This is a genomic window from Pelagicoccus sp. SDUM812003 (assembly GCF_031127815.1).
Taxonomy (GTDB): domain Bacteria; phylum Verrucomicrobiota; class Verrucomicrobiia; order Opitutales; family Opitutaceae; genus Pelagicoccus.
Window position 1 is genome coordinate 374,803 of record NZ_JARXHY010000004.1, and the last position, 18,010, is coordinate 392,812.

Sequence of the window (18,010 nt, forward strand, 5' to 3'; positions counted from 1 at the left end):
CTGGGAAGGGAGGGAGGGAGGGAGGGAGCGATCTAGTTGGAGGCCTTGGCCAAGCGTTGGGCGACGAGGATAAGGGTGTCGCCGTTTTCGTTCGGTTTCAACGTGCCGGTGATTTTTACGGTCAGTTCGACGAAGTCGCTTATTTGCACTCGGTCGGGGAGTTGGCTGAGATCGACGAAAGCCAAGGTCTTGCCGTCGGGGCCCACCAGCCTGTAGGCGTAGCCGCTGCGGTTCTTCAGCAGCATGCCAGACTTGAGCAGGCGTCCTTGAAACTCGCGCACCGCTTGCTCGCTGGCAGGCGTTTTCTTCGCCAGGCTGGGCGTTTGATCGGGGAGGTTGTTTACGATGCGCTTGGCGTCGACGCTCTGATCCTGGATGTAGGCGACGAGGATGGTCTCGAGCTGCAGATGGGAAATCCAGGTGTCCACGCTGAGGATGTCGGTCTTGTCCTTTTCGGTGGCGATGGAGAGTTGGTAGGCTCCGGGGTCAGGCGAAAGAAAATAAGGGGTGCCGGGTTCCACCGTCAGGTCCTTCTGGATAGCGTTGTTGTCGACGTAGACTTCGAAAACACCTTGGTAGTAAACGGGTTTCCAGCCTTCGACCGGTTGCTCTCCTTGCGGCCATTCGGCGGGCACGGCGAGCGACATGGCTTCCAGCTGGCCGATTTCCGGGGCGTCGGGGCTCGGGGCGAGTCGTACGGGGATGTTGGTCTGGGCGCTGGCGAGAGCAGCGAGCGCCAAGGCGAAGAAGGGGATGGCGATCTTCATGATTCGTGGGCGAATGGTTAAAGTGAGAGGTCCGGTTTGAAGAGCAGCTCGATCTCGCGGGGAGTGAGCTGGATGCCTGCCCCTTTGGGCATGCCTTTGATGCTGTATTTGCCGATCTGATACCGTTTGAGCTTTTTCACGTCGAAATGGAGGGCTTGAAAGAGGCGGCGGATCTCGCGTTTCTTGCCGTGATGCATAGCCACGTCGATCTCCGTGGAATCCTCCTTTTTCTTATCGCCGATAAAGACCGCTTTCTCAACCTTAAGTTTCTCTCCTTCAACGGTCACGCCGCGGGTGAGGCGAAAGAGCTTGGCCCGCGGAAACGGCTGCTTGAGCGAAACGTGGTAGCGCTTGGTCACCATGTTGGAGGGATGCATGAGCTGGTTGGCCAGTTCACCGTCGTTGGTGATGATGAGCAGGCCCTCGCTGTCTTTGTCCAGCCGGCCGGCGCAGAAAAGACGCTCGTCGGCCAGTTCCTTGGGCAGCAGATCGAACACGGTGCGTTCGTTGTGCGGATCGTCGTTGCTGCAGATGAAGCCCTTCGGCTTGTTGAGAGCGATGACCACCTGCTGCTTCTTGCTGGCCCGAATGCGGCGTCCGTTCAATCGCACGTCGTCCTGCTGCGGATCGACCTTGGAGCCCAGCTCGGCGACCTTGCCGTTGATGGTGACCTCGCCGTTCTTGATGTACTCCTCGGCCACGCGACGCGAGCAGATGCCCGCTTCGGAAAGGAGTTTCTGGGTTCTGATCAAATTGGGCGAGCTCATATAAGAGGCGGGAATCGTGCAGAGCGAAGGCTGGCTGGCAACGGTTTCTTTGCCAAGCAGCTATGTTTCTCGCCCGAAAAACTATCATTGCCAAGCGGCGACCGCCTTGTAGAGCTACTTCTTTCCCCAGCTCGGGCGTTCTCGGGCCGGCTCCGAACCCCCTTAACTTGCTTCGCATCATGAAACTCACTTTTGACAACAAAGTCGCCCTCGTCACGGGAGCAGGCCGCGGCATCGGCCGCGCCATCGCCGAATCGCTCGCCGCGGAAGGCGTCACCGTGATCTGCGTCTCGCGTTCCGAAAGCTCCTGTGGAGCGGCGGCCGAGGCCATCAACGCCGCGGGCGGCAAAGCCGTGGCCAAGGCGGTGGACGTGGCGGACGGTCCCGCGGTCGCCTCGCTTTGCGAGGAGCTGATCAAGGAGTACGGCAACATCGACATCCTGGTGAACAACGCTGGCATCACCAAGGACAACCTGCTTTTCCGCATGAGCGAAGAGGACTGGTCGGACGTGATCGAGACCAACTTGAATAGCGTTTTCCACTGGGTGAAAGGGCTGGCCCGTCCGATGACCCGCAAGCGTTTCGGCCGCATCATCAACATCACCTCGGTTTCCGGCATCATGGGCAACGCTGGGCAGACCAACTACTCCGCGGCCAAGGCCGGCATGATCGGTTTCACCAAGAGTTTGGCTCGCGAGCTCGCCTCGCGCAGCGTGACGGTCAACGCGGTGGCTCCCGGCTTCATCCAAACCGACATGACCGCCAAGCTCGCCGATGCAGCTTTGGACATGATTCTGCCGCAAATTCCCCTCAAACGCATGGGGGAAGCGAGCGATATCGCCAACATGGTCACGTACTTAGCTTCCGAGGAAGCGAATTATATCACGGGGCAGGTTTTTACCGTTGACGGCGGCATGGCGATGTGATCCCTCGTCACTTTATTTCTTATCTTTTGACCTAAAATGGCTGACGAAAAAACAATCGAACAACGAGTCTCTGAGATCATCGTAAACCAGCTCAACGTGAACGAAGAGCAGATCACTCCAGGCGCCTCCTTCCTGGACGACCTCGGCGCGGATTCCCTCGACACGGTCGAGCTGATCATGGCTTTCGAAGAAGAGTTCAAGGACGAGATCAACGGCGAGATCCCGGAATCTGACGCGGAAAAGCTGCAGACCGTTGGTGACGTCATCAGCTACATCAAGGAAAAGGCAGGCGCCTAAGCCGTAGCCATCCACAATTCAATTTCGACAAAGGTCGCTTGGTAGTTTTCGCTTCAAGCGACTTTTTCGTAGAAAGATAGCTTCTTCAGATATGAGTGATCTGCCCGACAACCAAAGAGTGGTCGTGACCGGACTCGGCGCTGTGACGCCGATCGGTCTCGATACCGAATCGTTCTTCCGCAGCCTGATGGAAGGCAAGAACGGCATTAGCCTGGTCGACGCCTTCGACACCGAAGCCTTCACCTGCAAGATAGGCGGTCAGGTGCGCGATTTCGACCCGACGGTGGCCATGGATCCGAAGGAGGCTCGTCGAAACGACCGTTTCGTGCAGTTCGCGGTAGCCGCGGCCAAACAGGCTATGGACAGTTCGGGTATCGACATGTCGAAGGAAGATCCGGATCGGGTGGGCGTCTTCGTAGGGTCTGGTATCGGTGGCATGGATACGATGGAGAAGAACTGCGAGAAGATGCTTACCAGCGGTCCGCGCAAGGTGTCTCCTTTCCTCATCCCGGCCCTCATCTCGAACATGGCTTCCGGAGTTTTGGCGATCCAGTACGGAGCCATGGGACCGAACTTTTCCATCGTCAGCGCCTGCGCCACGGGAGCGCACGCCATCGGCGAGTCCATGAAAACGCTGCGTCTCGGCGAAGCGGACGTCATGATCGCGGGCGGCAGCGAGGCTACCATCACTCCGCTTTCCTACGCCGGCTTCTGCTCGATGAAGGCCATGTCGACCAACAACGACGATCCGCAGCGGGCCAGCCGGCCTTTCGATGCCAATCGCGATGGCTTCGTGATGGGCGAAGGCGCGGGTATCCTCGTTTTGGAGACGCTTGAGCACGCCAAGAAGCGTGGGGCGAACATCATTTGCGAACTCGCGGGCTACGGCGCCTCTTGCGACGCCAATCACATCACCGCTCCGCATCCGGAAGGCAAGGGGCTGATTTCCGCCATGAAGCGAGCCATGAAGTCTGCCGGCGTGAACGCCGAAGAGGTGCAGTACATCAACGCTCATGGCACTTCGACTCCCTACAACGACAAGTTCGAAACCGCCGCGGTTCGCGGCCTGTTTGGCGATCACGCCAACAAGCTGATGATGAGCTCCACCAAGTCCATGACGGGCCATTTGCTGGGGGCTGCGGGCGGGGTCGAATCCGTAGCTTGCGCCAAGATGATCCAGGAGGGCAAGGTCGCCCCGACGATCAACCTGGAGACGCCGGACCCGGATTGCGATCTCGACTACGTGGCCAATGAAGGGCGCGAGGCGAAGATCTCCGTGGCCATGAGCAACAGTCTCGGCTTTGGCGGCCAGAACGCTTCGCTGCTTTTCAAGTCGGTGTAACCGGATTGTCGATACGAGCGAACTCCCATTTATCAAACCCTAATCTAAGATGGAAAAAACGTTTATCATCCTGAAGCCGGATTGCATGGACAAAGGCCTGGCGGGCCAAGTGCTGCAGCGCTTCGAGAAGGAAGGTTTCCAGATCGTCGCTTGCAAGATGGCGAAGCTGGACTCGGCGATCCTGCGCGAGCACTACGCTCACGTGGCGGACAAGCCGTTCTTCCCCGAAATCGAGGCGTTCATGAGCTCCCGTACGGTGATCTTCGTCGCCCTGCAAGGCGAGAAGGTGATCGCTCGCGTGCGTGAGCTGCTGGGTCCGACGGATTCCACCAAGGCTCCGAAGGGCACCATCCGCGGAGATTTCGGCACGGACATGATGCGCAACGTGGTGCACGCCTCCGATGGCCCGGACACCGCGGCTGCCGAGCTGAAGCGCTTTTACCAGGACGAGGAGATTTTCGCCTAGGCGAAGCGTATCCGTCCGTATCGAAACTTTGAAGACCGGCTCTCGCTAGAGAGCCGGTCTTTTCCTTTGCTTGAAGAGGTCGTCTAGTTCGCGTCTTCGATCGCTTCGAAGCGGTAGTCGAAGGAGAGGTGGAGCTCGGTCGCGGACGGGGCGTCGATGCCGAGTTTGCCTTTGAGCTCCGAGGCGAGGGAATCGATATGTCGCAGGTCGATGCCGGCCACGTTCTTGAGATTTCCTTGGCAGGCCACATCGAACTGGATCGACTCGGTTTGCAGGTCGACGCCGATGGTGATGGAGCCGTCGGAGACTTGGTCGACCGCGATTTCCACCAGTCCGTGAAGCAGGTTTAGCAGGGTGGAGTCGGTGAGTTCGACCTCTAGGTCCTCGTCGATGGCGTATTCGATTCTGGTGTTCTTCGCCAGGAGGGAGAACTCCCTGGTCAGGTTGTCCAGAATGCGAATCAGATCGTACTCCGAGCGTAGTGAAAACGACTTGTTCTTTTCGCTAGGCATCGGTTCGAGATCGAGGGCCGGCGGCTCCTCCACGAACAGGGCTGGAGGCTCCTCGACCTCTGCGTGCTCCGGCTGCTCGACGGTCTGGCTTTCAAGCGGGGTCTCGCGCAGCTCGGCTCGCTGGGATGCGGCTCCATGCTGTGGCTCAAAGGAGGTTTCCGAAGGGGTGGAGGCGCTGGAATTCGAAGCGACAGGAGGGCTTGGCGTGAGGGTGGTTTCGCGTTTCAGCAGCTCGTCCAGCAGTTTTATCTGTAGCTCGCTCTGCTCTTGGATTTCCAGAATATCGTCCTTCACTTTGGTGAAGGAGAGGGAGTCCCAGGTCTTGTGGAGTCGAGCGGCTTGCTGGTTGATCAGGGCGATGGGAGTGCGCAGCTGGTTGACCATGCTCGGGACCCAGACGGCTTTGAAGGAAGCGGCGGAGACGGCGTTTGATAGCTGGGCGTAGATCTCTTCGGTCCGCTTTTCGACTTCGACGCCGACCTTTGACTTGCGCTCGTTTTCGAGGGTCAGCTCCAGGGCGACCTTGGAGGACTGCAGGGTTTCGTTTTGGGACTTCAGCTTCCGGCTGGAGGCTTCCAGCTCTTCGATTCTGCCCGACAGCTCGGCGGCTTTTCGCTCGAGCTGATCTGCGCGTGCGTTCGCTCGGCTCAGTTCCTTCTCTAGGGTTTCGCTACGTTCCTTCGAAGCGGCCAGCTGCTGGCTTTGCTCAAGGATACGGCGCTTGAGCGCGTCCTCTTCGGCGCTTCGGCTTCTGGTTTGGAAAACGGGAGACAGCTTTCCGTCCGATTCCGGTTGGGCCAGCTGCTCGAAAGGACGTCCAGCCAAAGCGATCGACACGCGATAGATGAGAGCGATGCAGCCGAGAACCGTCCCGGTGACCAGCAGGGAGAGCACGGTCTCCGAAATGCCGATCGAGGCTGAAGCGGTCGCTCGCATCGCGGAAAGCGCCGGGAGCGTGGAGAGAAGGAGAAGGGGGGCCGCGATCGCGCTCGAGGCCACGAAGGCGGTTTTCAGTTTGGATTGTAGGCTTTTCATCGTTGGTGAAGTCGCTGGGGATCCGCATCGCGGATCGTGGCATCGCATATCGGAACGCTTGGCCTGGGATTAGGCGTTGTCCTCAGAATGAGTGAAACGCTCTATGCCGGACCTGCGTTCAAGCTGGGATGGGCCTGCTGAATGCTCGCTGTAGGGTGTGGATGGCATTCCGAGCGGACTCGGGAGTTCGGCCTCCAGCTCTCGGCGCTTTTTAGGAGGTGACTCGTCAGCCTCCAAGGAACGGCCCTCACGGGCTGGATTGTGTAAAGCGTTCCTCAAAATGCGCTTTCGGGGCCTTCGGAGTTAGGGCAGGACTTTGACGTGCCGTTGTGGCGACTGTATTTGTAGACGCTGAACAGTATGCCTACGCCCAAGAAAGATCAGATTGGCGCCGAATCGCGCGCCGCCCCGCGTTTGAACGGAGAACGAAGAAGCGTGGTGGACGAGCACGCGATCCTGTCCGAAACGGACTTGCAGGGCACGATCCTGATGGTGAGCGACCGTTTTTGCGAGGTGACCGGCTTCTCCCGCGAGGAGCTGGTCGGGCGAAACCACAAGATCGTATCTTCAGGCAAGCACTCCAAGGTTTTCTGGCGCGAGCTGTGGGAAACGATCACCCAAGGCCAAGTTTGGAGAGGAGAGATCTGCAACCGCCGCAAGAACGGCCAGATCTATTGGGTCTCGGCCACCCTGATCCCCATTCGCGACGAGTCGGGCGCCCTCGTTCGATTCGCCACCTACCAGACGGAGGTGACCCAGCGCAAGGAGGCCGAAGACCAGAAGATGCGAGCTTTCGAGTTGCTGGAGGAGACCAGTCGGGTCGCTCGAATCGGCGGCTGGGAGCATGACCTGCAGACCGGCGTCATCTACTGGTCAAAGATGACGCGGGAGATCTTCGGAGTGGACGAGCGCTACACGCCGACTTTCGAGAAGGTCTCGACGTTTTTCACCCATCAAGGAAACGAGAGCGGAATCTCCCGGGAGCTCGAGAAGATCGTGCAGAGCGGGGCGGAGTTCGATCGAGAATACGAAATCCTCAACGCCCAGGGAAAGCGGCTTTGGGTGCGGGTGATCGGAAAGTCCAGCTACCATGATGGCAGGTGCGTTCGCCTTTTTGGCACCATTCAGAATATCGACCAGCAAAAGCGTTCGCTGGTGAAGCTGGAGCAACAGAACTCCATGTACCATGGCGCTCTTTCGGCCGCGACGCAGACCTGCATCTTCGCCACCGACAAGCACGGCACCATTACGCTGTTCAACAAGGGAGCGGAGAACCTTCTCGGCTACGAAGCTTGGGAGCTGGTCAACAGGAGCACGCCTGCGGTCATTCATGTGGCCGAGGAAGTGGAGGAGCGGGCGAGGGAGCTCAGCGAGGAGCTGGGGTTGCCGGTTTCCGGGTTTGGCACCTTCGTGGAGATCGCCAAGCGGCGCGGATCGGAAAAGCGGGAGTGGTCCTATCGCAAGAAGAGCGGCGAGCTGGTTCCGGTTTCCCTCACCGTGACTCCGATCTACCAGGAGGATGGCAGCATCGATGGTTTTCTGGGGATCGCCCAGGATATCTCCGAATCGAAGCGATTGGAGAATTTGCAGCTGGAGAGCCAGCGACGTTTCCGCGGAGCGTTCGAGTCGAGCGGTTTCGGCATGGCGATCGTGGGACTCGATGGCACGTGGATCGACGCCAATCCTGCCCTGTGCAAAATCGTGGGGTATCCGGAGGAGACGCTGCTGAAGCTGACGTTTCAGGACATCACTCATCCGGATGATCTGGAGAAGGATCTTTCGCTGCTGCGCTCTACCATCGCGGGCGAGCGAAAGGGGTACAGCATGCTCAAGCGCTACCTGCATGCCGATGGGAGCGTCGTTTGGATTAACCTAAACGTTTCGCTGGTGCGCGATGCTCAGGGCGAGCCGCTGTATTTCGTTTCCGTCATCGAGGATTGCACCGAGCGCATGGCTCTGGAGGAGGACCTCAAGCTGGCGAAGGAGCGGCTCTCGCTCGCGACCAAGGCTGGAGGCGTGGGCATCTGGGATTGGAACGTGATGGACAACCAGCTGACCTGGGACGAGCAGATGTTCGCCCTCTACGGCATCGATTCCGGACGATTCGAGGGAGCCTACGAAACCTGGCAGCGCGGTCTGCATCCCGATGATCGGGAATTTGGGGAAAGGGCGGTTGAAAAGGCCTTGGAGGGTACGGAGGATTTCGATCTGGAGTTTCGCATCGTCACGCCTGCCGGGCAGGTGCGGCACTTGCACGCCATCGCCACGGTCCTGCGCGACGCCCAGGGCCGCCCGCAGCGCATGATCGGCACGAATTGGGACATATCCGAAGTGGTCCAGCAGCGCGAGACGCTCAAGAGACTGGCGGACGAGGCTCAGCAGGCGAACGAGACGAAGTCGCAGTTTTTGGCGAACATCAGCCACGAGATCCGCACTCCCATGAACGGGATCATCGGTCTGGTGTCGCTTCTCTTGGAAACGAAAGGGCTGAACGATCAGCAGGAGGAGTACGCTCTGCTGGTCAAGGACAGCGCCGTCTCGCTGCTCTCGTTGATCAACGACCTTCTGGACTTCTCCAAAGTCCAAGCAGGAAAGCTGGAGTTCGAGGAGCTCGATTTCGATCTTCAAGAGTGCCTGCTCCAGTTCGAACCTCTGGTGCAAGTGAAAGCCCGCGGCAAGGGGCTGAGCTTTTTCTGCAATCCTTGCTCCCACGTTCCCAACAGCTTGGTCGGCGATCCGGGACGTTTGAGACAGGTTCTATTCAATCTCGTCGGCAATGCGATTAAGTTCACCAAAAAAGGTAGTGTGAATCTGAATACGGAACTTGTTTGCGAGGATCTGGAATCCGCGACGCTTCGGTTTTCGGTCAAAGACACTGGCATCGGCATCAAGCCGGAATACCTCGGAATGCTCTTCGAGAAATTCACTCAAGCGGACGCATCGGTGAACCGGGTCTTCGGCGGCACCGGACTGGGTCTGGCCATCAGCAAGCAGCTCGTGGAGATGATGGGTGGCGAGATCGGCGTGGAGAGCGAAGTCGGAAATGGCTCCACCTTTTGGTTCACCGCCAGGTTCGCCAAGCAGAGTTCCGCTCGCGTATTGGAAGGTCGCATCGAAAAGCTGAGCGGAAGAAAAGTGCTGTTGGTGGACGATGACCCTTCGATTCGAGAGATGGTGAGCGAACAGGTTCAGCTTTGGAAAGCCGAGCCGGTGACGTGCTCGCACGCGGGCGAGGCCCTTCAGTATCTCGAAGAAGCGAAAGCGCGAGGGGAGATGATCTCCTGCGCTATCGTCGATCTGCACATGCCAGGCTTCAACGGAATCGATCTTTGCAAGAAGATCCGATCGGATAGCCACTGGAAGGATCTGCGGGTTGTGCTTTTGACCAGCGACGAAAATGCGGAGGTTCTCGATCCGTATTCAAATGTTGGATTCGATGCATGCTGCCCCAAGCCGTTTCGGCCATCGGAGCTCTTCAACTGCCTGGTTCGTTCCCTCTCACGTGAGTCCGAGTCGGGAATGGACTTCAACAAACGGTCCGAGGGGCGCCTGAAGCGAACTGGCGCCCGAATTCTCCTGGCGGAGGACAACGTGGTGAACCAAATGGTGGCGCGCGGCATCCTTGAACGTTTCGGCTTGAGCTGCGACGTCGCAGGCAACGGAGCCGAAGCGGTGCATGCCTTCGAATCGCTGCCCTACGACCTGATCCTTATGGATGTGCAGATGCCTGAGGTCGATGGTCTAACCGCTACCCGATCCATTCGAGAGATCGAGCGGATCCAGAGTCGTTCCCGCATCCCCATCGTAGCCATGACCGCTCATGCCCGCAATGAGGACCGTATGGAATGCATGGACGCCGGCATGGATGAGCACGTGCCGAAACCGGTTTCGCCGGAACTGCTTTTCTCCGTTCTGGAGAAGTTTCTCGATTCCGCTCCGACGAAGGACGCCCCGCAGGTGGACTCCTCCGTCGCCAGACGGAACGAGGAGACGCTGTTCAACCCGCAAGACTTGCTCGGACGCCTCTTGCAGGATACCGAGCTGATGCGGCAGGTGCTGGAAGCGAGCGTGCTGGACCTGCAAAAGAACTATGAGGACTTCATCGCGGCCGCCCGCGAGCAGCGCATCAAGGACGCGTTGCTGAAGATCCACTCCATCAAAGGGTCGGCGCGAAACGCTTCGCTGGTCCGGTTGGCCTCGTTGGCCGCGGAACTGGAAAGCGAACTCAAGACCAACGCCGCTTCGGCGACGCAGGATCGACTGGATCTCCTGCAACGGTACGTTTCCAGTACGGTTTCCGAGGTCGAGCGCTTTCTCGAAGCCAACTAGCATTGGATCTCTTTCTCGCCCATCCGTTTGGCCGCATTTGTATCGATGAGGTGAATACCTTTCAGGATAGGGTAGATCTATGCCGATTCCGTTAGGTTTTCGGAGACGGATCTAGACTGTTCGCTTGGGTCGGATCGGGAGAAACGAGCGACGTGCATAAAACCGGTGCTAAATTATACCGGCATTCAGTTTAGCTAATGGATCGGGGTAAGCAGGGAGAAAAACCTGACGATTATTAGGGCGTTCACGCGTTCGCGCGGGAGACGTTTTCCTCGTCTTTCCTTCGTATGCGCCACTCCTCCTGCAACGAATTCGCCCGCAGCTATGAAGACCGAAACACCTTTCAACTCTCCTGACTTGCAGACCGAACCCATTGCCGTGCTGGTAGTGGACGACAGCGTGCATGACTTTCGTTCTCTGACCGTCATGATCAATAGCCAGGCCGACAAGGACTACGCCTTCACTTGGGCGCGGAATTCGGAAGAGGCCGAGAGCAAGTTGGAGGAGTCGAATTTCGACCTGGTGGCCATGGACTACAATCTCGGTCTGGAGCTGGGGACGGAAGCGATCGAGCGTCTGGCTAAACGGTATCCAGAACCCGCCTACATCCTCGTGACCGGCAATCAGGATCCCGACGTTTACAAGGAAGGGATTCGAGTCGGAGCGGTGAATTTCGTGCAAAAGAACGCGCAGTGCGGCCAGGTGTTTGATCGCACCGCGCAATTTTCCATCGAGCGCCAGCGCTCGGAAAACGCGTTGAAGCTGGCCAACGCTTCGAAGGACTGGGTGATGTCGCTGCTGGAGACTGATCTCGCGTCGCCGCTGTTCTCGCTGAATCAGCTGCTTTCGACCATGATGAAGGAAGCGGAGAACATGCCTAAGGAGATGCTTATCGAAATGTTGGATACAGCGTACCAATCCTCTTGCGAAGCGGTTCTTGCCACCAATGAACTAATGGATTGGGGGCGGAGTCTGAATGGGGCGATGCACCCTGCGATGAAGGAAGTGAACATCGCTTCCTGTATCCAAAGCGCCATACGGCTTTTGACCACCTTGGCCGACGAGCGAGGGGTGTTCATCTCCCAATCGGGCATTTTCGAGGTCCAGGCCTTCTGCGACGAACGCATGGTAGGCACTGTCGCTCGAAACTTGATCGCCGCGGCGTTGAGCTTCACGGCAGAGGCCGGCACGGTCCGAGTGAGCTCGGCCGTATCCGGAGAGAAGATCGCCGTGTCGGTGGTAGGCGATGGCAGAAGCCTCAGGCCCAAGGAGATCGCCTATTTGCGCGAGGCTGCGGGAGCCGGGATCGAATTTTCATCCCCGGCAGAACGACAGGCCTTTTCCGCGGTTCGTATCGCGAGTCATATGCTGGATTCCATGGGAAGCAGCTTGGAGGTGAGAAACGTGGGCGATCGGCGGACCGCCTTTTCCTTTTCTCTGCCTATGGCGTCTTTAGAGAGCTAGTGGATGCCGATTCGAGCATGAGGGTAGTCCGATCTGAGGCTCAAAGTCTTGCTGCGGTTTGATCGCTGAACGAGTTGGGCGAGGGTAGTGTCGATGTCGTCAAGCGTCAGGAATTTCCAGCGTCCCATCCGCATCCTGCTGGTGGAGGATAGTCGTGACCATGCCATCCTTTTTCAGGGATCGTTGGGAAAGGCCTACAAGACCCCGCACACGATCGACGTGGCGGAGTCGTTGGGCGAAGCGTTCGATCGGCTCGGTCTGGAGCGCTACGACCTTATCGTGCTGGATTTGGGGCTTCCCGAGAGCCAGGGCATCGAAACCTTGGACGCGTTTTACGAGGCCATGGGAAGGGATCAGCCCGTTATCGTGCTCACGGCCACCGATGACGAATCCGTCGGGGAGGAGGCCCTGCGGCGTGGAGCGCTCGACTTTCTGACCAAAGGCTTTTTCGGAGCGGACCAGCTCGCTCGGGCGGTACGCTATGGTTTGGAACGCTGGCGTCAGCGCATCGCTCTCGACAAGGCCCAGCGGGACCTGAAGAGCTTCGCTCACATGGCGGCTCACGATTTGAAAGCGCCGCTGAAGTCGATCAGCATGTATGCGGGGCTGCTTCAGGACAAGGTAAACGGGCGCCAATCGGACCAGGAGGAAGTCGAGTTCGTGGGTTACGTTTCCGATTTCGCCAATCAAGCGGAGCGTCTCGTGGAGAGCTTGCTGCAGTTCAGCCTGATGGGCGAAAAATCGGTGACCCTCGCCCCGGTGGAGCTCGGCGAAGTCGTGTCCCAGGCCGTCGCAAGCGCTCGCTCGTCGATCGAGGAAAGCAAGGCGGAAGTGACGTTTGCGCCCCTCCCCAGGGTGCAGGCGGACCCAGACTTGCTGATGCATGTTTTGCAGAATCTGATCTCCAACGCGATCAAGTACCGCGGCGACACCGACCCGAGAATCCATGTGGGATGGCGGGATCTGGGAGGCGAAGTGGAGGTCGCGGTGACCGACAACGGTCAAGGCATCAAGGACGCGTACCTGGAGCGGATCTTCGAACCCTTTAGTCGACTGGCGGGGTCGGATAGCGAAGGTGTCGGCTTGGGACTGGCGATCTGCCGTCGGGTGGTCGAAGCCCACCATGGTCAGATTTGGGCGGTGTCCGAGCCTGGGGTAGGGTCGACCTTTCGCTTCACGCTCCTGAAATCGCCTCCAGACGATTCCCAGAAAGTCGTGTGATCCGACCTCAGGAACGAAAAAGCCCCGCTGAAATCGTTCAGCGAGGCTGGGGGATAAATCGAAGCTCGCGGCCGGGCGAAGCCGCTAGTCGGTATGGGCCAGACCGTAGCCACGCTCGCCGTGCACGGATTGGTCCAGTCCGGTGATTTCGCTTTGGGTGTCGATGCGGAAGCCGACCGTGCGGGTGACGAGGATGCAGATGACCCAAGTGGCGATAGCGGAAAGGGCTATGGTCACGCCCATGCCGAGAGCTTGGATGCCGAATTGATCCCACACGGTCCAGGTGCCCGACTCCGTATTGGCGGCGGCCTCAGCCATCCAGCTCGGGCGAATCAAAAAGGCCAGCATGAGCACGCCAAGTCCCGAGCCAACCCCGTGGATGCCAAAGCAGTCCAGACTGTCGTCGTAGCCGAGAATATCCTTCATCTTGAGAGCAAGGAAACAGACTGCTGACGAGGCGCAGCCCAGAAGGATGGCTCCGACCGGCTGCACCACGCCAGCTGCCGGCGTGATGACCACCAGTCCGGCCAGGATGCCGGAGACGAAGCCCAGCGAGGTGACCTTGCGGAATTTGATTGCTTCGATGGCGGTCCAGGCGAGGGCGCCGCTGGCGGCGGAAATCTGCGTCATGGTCAGGGCCCGAGCGGTGTCGAGTCCGCTACCCAAGGTGGAGCCGGCGTTGAAGCCGAACCAGCCTACCCAGAGAAAGCCCGCTCCCATCATAGTCATGACCAGGTTGTTGGGATTGATCAGTTCCTTGGCATTGCCACGGCGTTTTCCGAGGAAATAGGCCACGACCAAGGCGCTGGTGCCTGCGGAAACGTGGATCACCAAGCCGCCCGCCAAGTCGATGACTCCGTTCGCCCCGATGTTGAAGAGCCAGCCGTCGCTGGCCCAGACCCAGTGGCAGAGCGGGGAGTAGACGAACAGGAACCAGAGGGCGATGAACAGGCAGTAGCCGCGGAAGTAGACGCGCTCCGCCAACGCTCCACTGATCAAAGCGGGCGTGATGATGGCGAACTTGCCTTGGAACATTGCTAGGATGTACTCCGGAACGCCGTCCACGATATGGTCGTCGATGCCACTAAGCATGAAGTAGTCGGGATTCCAGCCAACGAAACCGCCGAGGATGTTTTCACCGAAGGTGAGGGAATAACCGCATATCACCCATAACACCCCGATGATGGCCATGGACACGAAGCTATGCATCATGGTGCTGAGCACGTTCTTGGTGCGGACCAAGCCGCCGTAGAACATAGCCAAGCCCGGCACCATGAAAAGGACCAGCGCGGTGGATATCATCATCCACGCGGTCGTGCCAGTGTCTACGGCCCCGTCCGCCATGCCGCTTTGGGCATGACTGAATTGAGGAAGGGTGAGTAGAGCGATTAGAGCGAGTGAGGAGGGTTTTAGTCGCTTCATCTAATCGAAGACAAAAGTGTCATTTTTATGACTTCTGCAAGGGAAATTAATACTATGCAATATCTCCGATAAGCTTAACTGCTTACTAGGGTTTCCCACGACGCCTTTCCGCTGCCACGCGGGCGGCTTCGCGCACCACTACCACGGCTCCGCTGACACACAGGGCTGCTGCTAGAAAGAAGGACCCTGGCGGCACGTCGGAGAAGATGATCCATCCCAGGATGCCTGCGAAAACGAACTGGTGCAGGTTCACTACGGCGAGGGTTTGGGCGGCGAAGTAGCGCAGGCTGCGGTTGAGGGCGACATGTCCAAGGGTGGTGGGCAAGACGGCCATGCCGAGCATCAGAGCCACCTCGCGCCAGCTGACGATGGACAGCGAATCGAGCGAGGCGGCGGAAAAAGCGAAGCAAAGCAGCGCGGCCATGGCGTAGATCGGCACCATGTAGAGCCAGATGGAGGGAAAGTCCTTGTTGATGCGACCGTAGGCGAGGTAGGCCGCGAAGGTGGTCATGGAGGCGAAGCAGACGATGTTTCCCTTCAAGTAGCTGGGATCGATGCGAAAGGCTCCGTAGGACAGGACGATCACCCCGGACAGCGCGATCAGCGTGCCCAGGATTTCGCGACGCGTGACTTGCTCGCGAATGAGAAAGTGAGCCAGAAACGGCATGACCATGGGGGTGAGGTTGATGATCAAGGTGGCGTTTGCCACGTAGGTCAGCCGAGCTCCCCATGCCCACGATATGAAATGCACCGCGAGCAAGCCCGCCGGGATGAGGCAGCGCTTGAGCTGAGTCGCCGCGAAGGTTTTTCTGTGTTTCCGCCAGGCCAGGAAAAAGACAGGGGAGAGCAGAATGCTGGCGAAGAGGAGCCGATAGGCCGCGACCAGAGCAGGCGGCAGCTCGCTCGAACGGATGATGATGACTGAGGTCGAGCAGAAGAAGACGCCGGATAGCAGGAGAAGGATTCGCAGCATGGTCAGGCTCAGACTTGCCGCGACGGGCGGGCCGTGTCACGAACGAACTTCGCCCGCCAGACGGTTCCGCCGCTTGCGTGATCGAGTAAGCGCTCGACTCCCGGAAGCCGATTCCCGATCTTGAATCCTCCTCGAAAAGCGACTCGCTGCAGGAAGAATGTATTCAAATCCCGGATTCGCTCGTTATTAGGGGCCTAGCGAAAATCAAAGTCACATTTAGTCGAAAGGAAACAAATGAAGGAAAATGCGATTCTCTACGTCAAGTCGGGCTGCCCTTGGTGCATCGACGCTGAGAGCTTCTTGAAACGAAACAAGATTCCCTACACCCGTCGCGAGGTGCTCTCCGATGCAGCGGCCATGAAGGAAATGGTGGAACTGTCCGGGCAACGAAAGGCCCCGACCATGAAGCTCGGAAACGACGTTTTGGCGGATTTCGGGGTCGACGAGCTGATTCCGTTTCTCAAGAAGCGCGGCGTCGTTTCCTAGGGCCATATCTAGCCGGGGCCGCGCGTCGGCTGCGCTCGGCGCGGAGAGGCCTTTTCCGCTTCTCCAACAAGTGAGAAGCAACGATTCGCTGCTTAGTCTCGGTACCTTGGAGACCGTCCTGCATGGAGGCGTGGCTTCGGCAGGGGGTCTTCGTCGCGGTCCGCGATGGGGATGACGAATTCCATCTGCGTTCCGCGTCCTATCTTGGATCGCATGCGAATGGATCCGCCTTGAAGTTCGACCAGCGACTTGCAAATGGAGAGCCCGAGTCCCGAACCGTCATGAAGCCGGTTTCGCTCCATGGTGCCTTGTCGGAAACGTTTGAATACGTTTTCGATTTCCGATTCATGCACGCCGATGCCGGTGTCGTGCACGAAGCCGTTCAGTTCGCCCTCCCGGATGCGGTAGCCGAACTGTATCTGCCCGGTGTCGGTGAATTTCAGGGCGTTGTCGATGAGATTGGAGTAGATCTGGGCGATGCGATCGCGATCGAGGGTGACGATGTCGCGCTGGTCCTCTCGGGTTCGAGAAGCGCTGAGAATGACGCCTTTTCGAGAGGCTTTCTCTCTGAAAAGGGCGAGCATCTCCTGCATCAGCTTGTTGAGCGAAAAGTCCCTAGGAAAGAAATCGACTTGGTTCGCTTCGATTTTCGAGATGTCGAGCAGGTCGTTGATGATGGTCAGCAGCCGGTTCCCGCTGGCCTGTATCAAGTCTCTGAATTCGCAGCGTTCCTTTTCGCTGAGGTTCGGCCCGCTGAGCAGCTGCGCGAATCCTAGGATCCCGTTCATCGGGGTGCGAATCTCATGGCTGATGTTGGCGAGAAATGCGGACTTCAGACGGTCGCTCTCCTCCGCTTTGCTTCTGGCGATCTCGAGGTCTGTATTCATTTTTTTGATCTCGATCAGGCTTTCGTTTAACTCGCGGGTTCGCTCCTCGACTTTCTGTTCCAGGGTGCGAAGCAGTTTTTGGTTGAGCTCTCTCTGGCGTCGTTCCTCGCAGACCACTCCTAGGATGGAAACGAAGTTTTGAATGTAGGGGAGGTAGGGATGAAACGCTTTTGGATCACGATAGAAGATTCGCAGGGTGGCGTAGTCGGTTTGCAGGAAGCTGATGGGGAAATCTTGAAAATGGGCGCTTGCGGAGTCGGGCTCGGACTCGCTGGCTGGCGCCACCTGGCCGACGACTTTGACCACGGATGGAAGATCGGAAAACCCTCGTTCAACGAACTGCAGGATCGACTTCAGGCTAGGAAGCTGAACCACCACGCTCTGCATCAAGGCGATGCTGCCGATGTGCTTCGCCAAAAGGCTTTCGTTTTCCTCACTCATCCTGACAGCAGTCTCGAAGGTAGTCTTCCGGCTCGATGTAGAAGGGATTTCTCACCACGGCTCCGTTGACCAGCATCATGGGATGCACCTTGAGGATCTCCATGATGGTGGCTCCATCGAAGACCCGCGCATCGTACTGGCACACCGCGGTGATGGGATGCTGCTTCACCAGAAGACTGACCCGCGATTCGTATTCCAGCAGCCGTTTTCCGCCGGTCACGCGCTCGACCTCCGGAGACATTTCGCCGATGATGCGGGCTCCCTGGAAATCGGCTTTGATCGCTTCCTCGTAGAAACGGAGTAGGTTGTCGAGCATGCGCTGGGGCTCGAAGCGGTCGCCTTCGAAATAGACCTCCGAGCCAGCGGACAGAGTGATCGCTCCAGAAGACTCTCTCTCGTCGTAGGAGATGCCGTTCTCCTGCATGAATTGACGGACCTCGTCTTCGGTTACATTATCGGAAAAGCAGGCGCAGCGATCGCCAGACTGCAGCCCAGACAGTAGGTAGGAAAGCAGGGCGTGCGTTCGCTCCTGATCGCTAGTGAAGATCAGGCATAGGTGAGTGCCTTCGGGAACGCGCTCGCGAGCGAAGCCGAGTGAAATCGTGCGCGGAGATGGAGCCATCGAAGCGAAAAGGTAGACCGCGCTCCAGGCTCGGTCAAACGAGCCACGAATTT

The 18,010-nt window shown here is 58.4% G+C and carries 15 protein-coding genes; 8 read left to right on the plus strand and 7 right to left on the minus strand.

Annotation, left to right across the window (positions count from 1 at the left end):
• Positions 1–32: 32 nt before the first annotated feature.
• Together QEH54_RS08155 and QEH54_RS08160 are read right to left on the minus strand one after the other, a co-directional pair.
• Positions 33–767 carry a hypothetical protein gene (locus QEH54_RS08155; protein WP_309018163.1) on the minus strand — a complete coding sequence of 245 codons (735 nt, stop codon included), beginning with the start codon at positions 765–767 and terminating at the stop codon, positions 33–35.
• Between the two features lie 17 nt (positions 768–784).
• The gene (locus tag QEH54_RS08160) at positions 785–1,534 is read right to left on the minus strand and encodes a pseudouridine synthase (protein WP_309018164.1); all 750 of its coding nucleotides are present in this window, start codon (positions 1,532–1,534) and stop codon (positions 785–787) included.
• Between the two features lie 179 nt (positions 1,535–1,713).
• Between QEH54_RS08160 and fabG the strand changes: the two genes are divergently transcribed.
• The 4 genes from fabG (at position 1,714) to ndk (ending at position 4,565) form a co-directional block, all read left to right on the plus strand.
• Positions 1,714–2,460 (plus strand): 3-oxoacyl-[acyl-carrier-protein] reductase, encoded by a 747-nt coding sequence (gene fabG, locus QEH54_RS08165; protein ID WP_309018165.1) that lies wholly within the window; start codon positions 1,714–1,716, stop codon positions 2,458–2,460.
• Between the two features lie 36 nt (positions 2,461–2,496).
• Positions 2,497–2,757: an acyl carrier protein gene (gene acpP / locus QEH54_RS08170; RefSeq protein ID WP_309018166.1), complete on the plus strand. Its 261-nt coding sequence runs from the start codon at positions 2,497–2,499 to the stop codon at positions 2,755–2,757.
• Between the two features lie 91 nt (positions 2,758–2,848).
• Complete coding sequence (fabF, locus tag QEH54_RS08175) at positions 2,849–4,099, plus strand: beta-ketoacyl-ACP synthase II (RefSeq protein WP_309018167.1); 1,251 nt, start codon at positions 2,849–2,851, stop codon at positions 4,097–4,099.
• A 49-nt stretch (positions 4,100–4,148) separates the two neighbouring features.
• The gene (gene ndk / locus QEH54_RS08180; protein WP_309018168.1) at positions 4,149–4,565 is read left to right on the plus strand and encodes a nucleoside-diphosphate kinase; all 417 of its coding nucleotides are present in this window, start codon (positions 4,149–4,151) and stop codon (positions 4,563–4,565) included.
• Positions 4,566–4,648: 83 nt separating this feature from the next.
• Here ndk and QEH54_RS08185 read toward each other — a convergent pair whose 3' ends face one another.
• Positions 4,649–6,112, minus strand: coding sequence for a hypothetical protein (locus tag QEH54_RS08185; RefSeq protein ID WP_309018169.1), 1,464 nt, complete (start codon positions 6,110–6,112; stop codon positions 4,649–4,651).
• Between the two features lie 360 nt (positions 6,113–6,472).
• Between QEH54_RS08185 and QEH54_RS08190 the strand changes: the two genes are divergently transcribed.
• The 3 genes from QEH54_RS08190 to QEH54_RS08200 all read left to right on the plus strand — a co-directional run bounded on the left by QEH54_RS08190 (position 6,473) and on the right by QEH54_RS08200 (position 13,126).
• The gene (locus tag QEH54_RS08190; RefSeq protein ID WP_309018170.1) at positions 6,473–10,441 is read left to right on the plus strand and encodes a PAS domain S-box protein; all 3,969 of its coding nucleotides are present in this window, start codon (positions 6,473–6,475) and stop codon (positions 10,439–10,441) included.
• A 324-nt stretch (positions 10,442–10,765) separates the two neighbouring features.
• Positions 10,766–11,905 carry a response regulator gene (locus QEH54_RS08195; RefSeq protein ID WP_309018171.1) on the plus strand — a complete coding sequence of 380 codons (1,140 nt, stop codon included), beginning with the start codon at positions 10,766–10,768 and terminating at the stop codon, positions 11,903–11,905.
• 93 nt (positions 11,906–11,998) lie between these two features.
• Positions 11,999–13,126 carry an ATP-binding protein gene (locus QEH54_RS08200; protein ID WP_309018172.1) on the plus strand — a complete coding sequence of 376 codons (1,128 nt, stop codon included), beginning with the start codon at positions 11,999–12,001 and terminating at the stop codon, positions 13,124–13,126.
• A gap of 84 nt (positions 13,127–13,210) precedes the next feature.
• On the opposite strand, the gene QEH54_RS08205 is transcribed toward QEH54_RS08200, so the two are convergent.
• Both QEH54_RS08205 and QEH54_RS08210 read right to left on the minus strand, forming a co-directional pair.
• The gene (locus tag QEH54_RS08205; RefSeq protein ID WP_309018173.1) at positions 13,211–14,548 is read right to left on the minus strand and encodes an ammonium transporter; all 1,338 of its coding nucleotides are present in this window, start codon (positions 14,546–14,548) and stop codon (positions 13,211–13,213) included.
• 85 nt (positions 14,549–14,633) lie between these two features.
• Positions 14,634–15,521 carry a DMT family transporter gene (locus QEH54_RS08210; RefSeq protein ID WP_309018174.1) on the minus strand — a complete coding sequence of 296 codons (888 nt, stop codon included), beginning with the start codon at positions 15,519–15,521 and terminating at the stop codon, positions 14,634–14,636.
• Positions 15,522–15,755: 234 nt separating this feature from the next.
• On the opposite strand from QEH54_RS08210, the gene QEH54_RS08215 reads away from it, so the two are divergent.
• Positions 15,756–16,007, plus strand: a complete 252-nt coding sequence (locus QEH54_RS08215; protein WP_309018175.1) for a glutaredoxin family protein — start codon at positions 15,756–15,758, stop codon at positions 16,005–16,007.
• A 92-nt stretch (positions 16,008–16,099) separates the two neighbouring features.
• Here QEH54_RS08215 and QEH54_RS08220 read toward each other — a convergent pair whose 3' ends face one another.
• On the minus strand, positions 16,100–17,335 hold the full coding sequence (locus QEH54_RS08220; protein WP_309018176.1) for an ATP-binding protein: 1,236 nt from the start codon (positions 17,333–17,335) through the stop codon (positions 16,100–16,102).
• Positions 17,328–17,957 carry an MEDS domain-containing protein gene (locus QEH54_RS08225; protein ID WP_309018177.1) on the minus strand — a complete coding sequence of 210 codons (630 nt, stop codon included), beginning with the start codon at positions 17,955–17,957 and terminating at the stop codon, positions 17,328–17,330. The genes QEH54_RS08220 and QEH54_RS08225 overlap by 8 nt, the downstream gene beginning before the upstream one ends.
• Positions 17,958–18,010 lie beyond the last annotated feature (53 nt).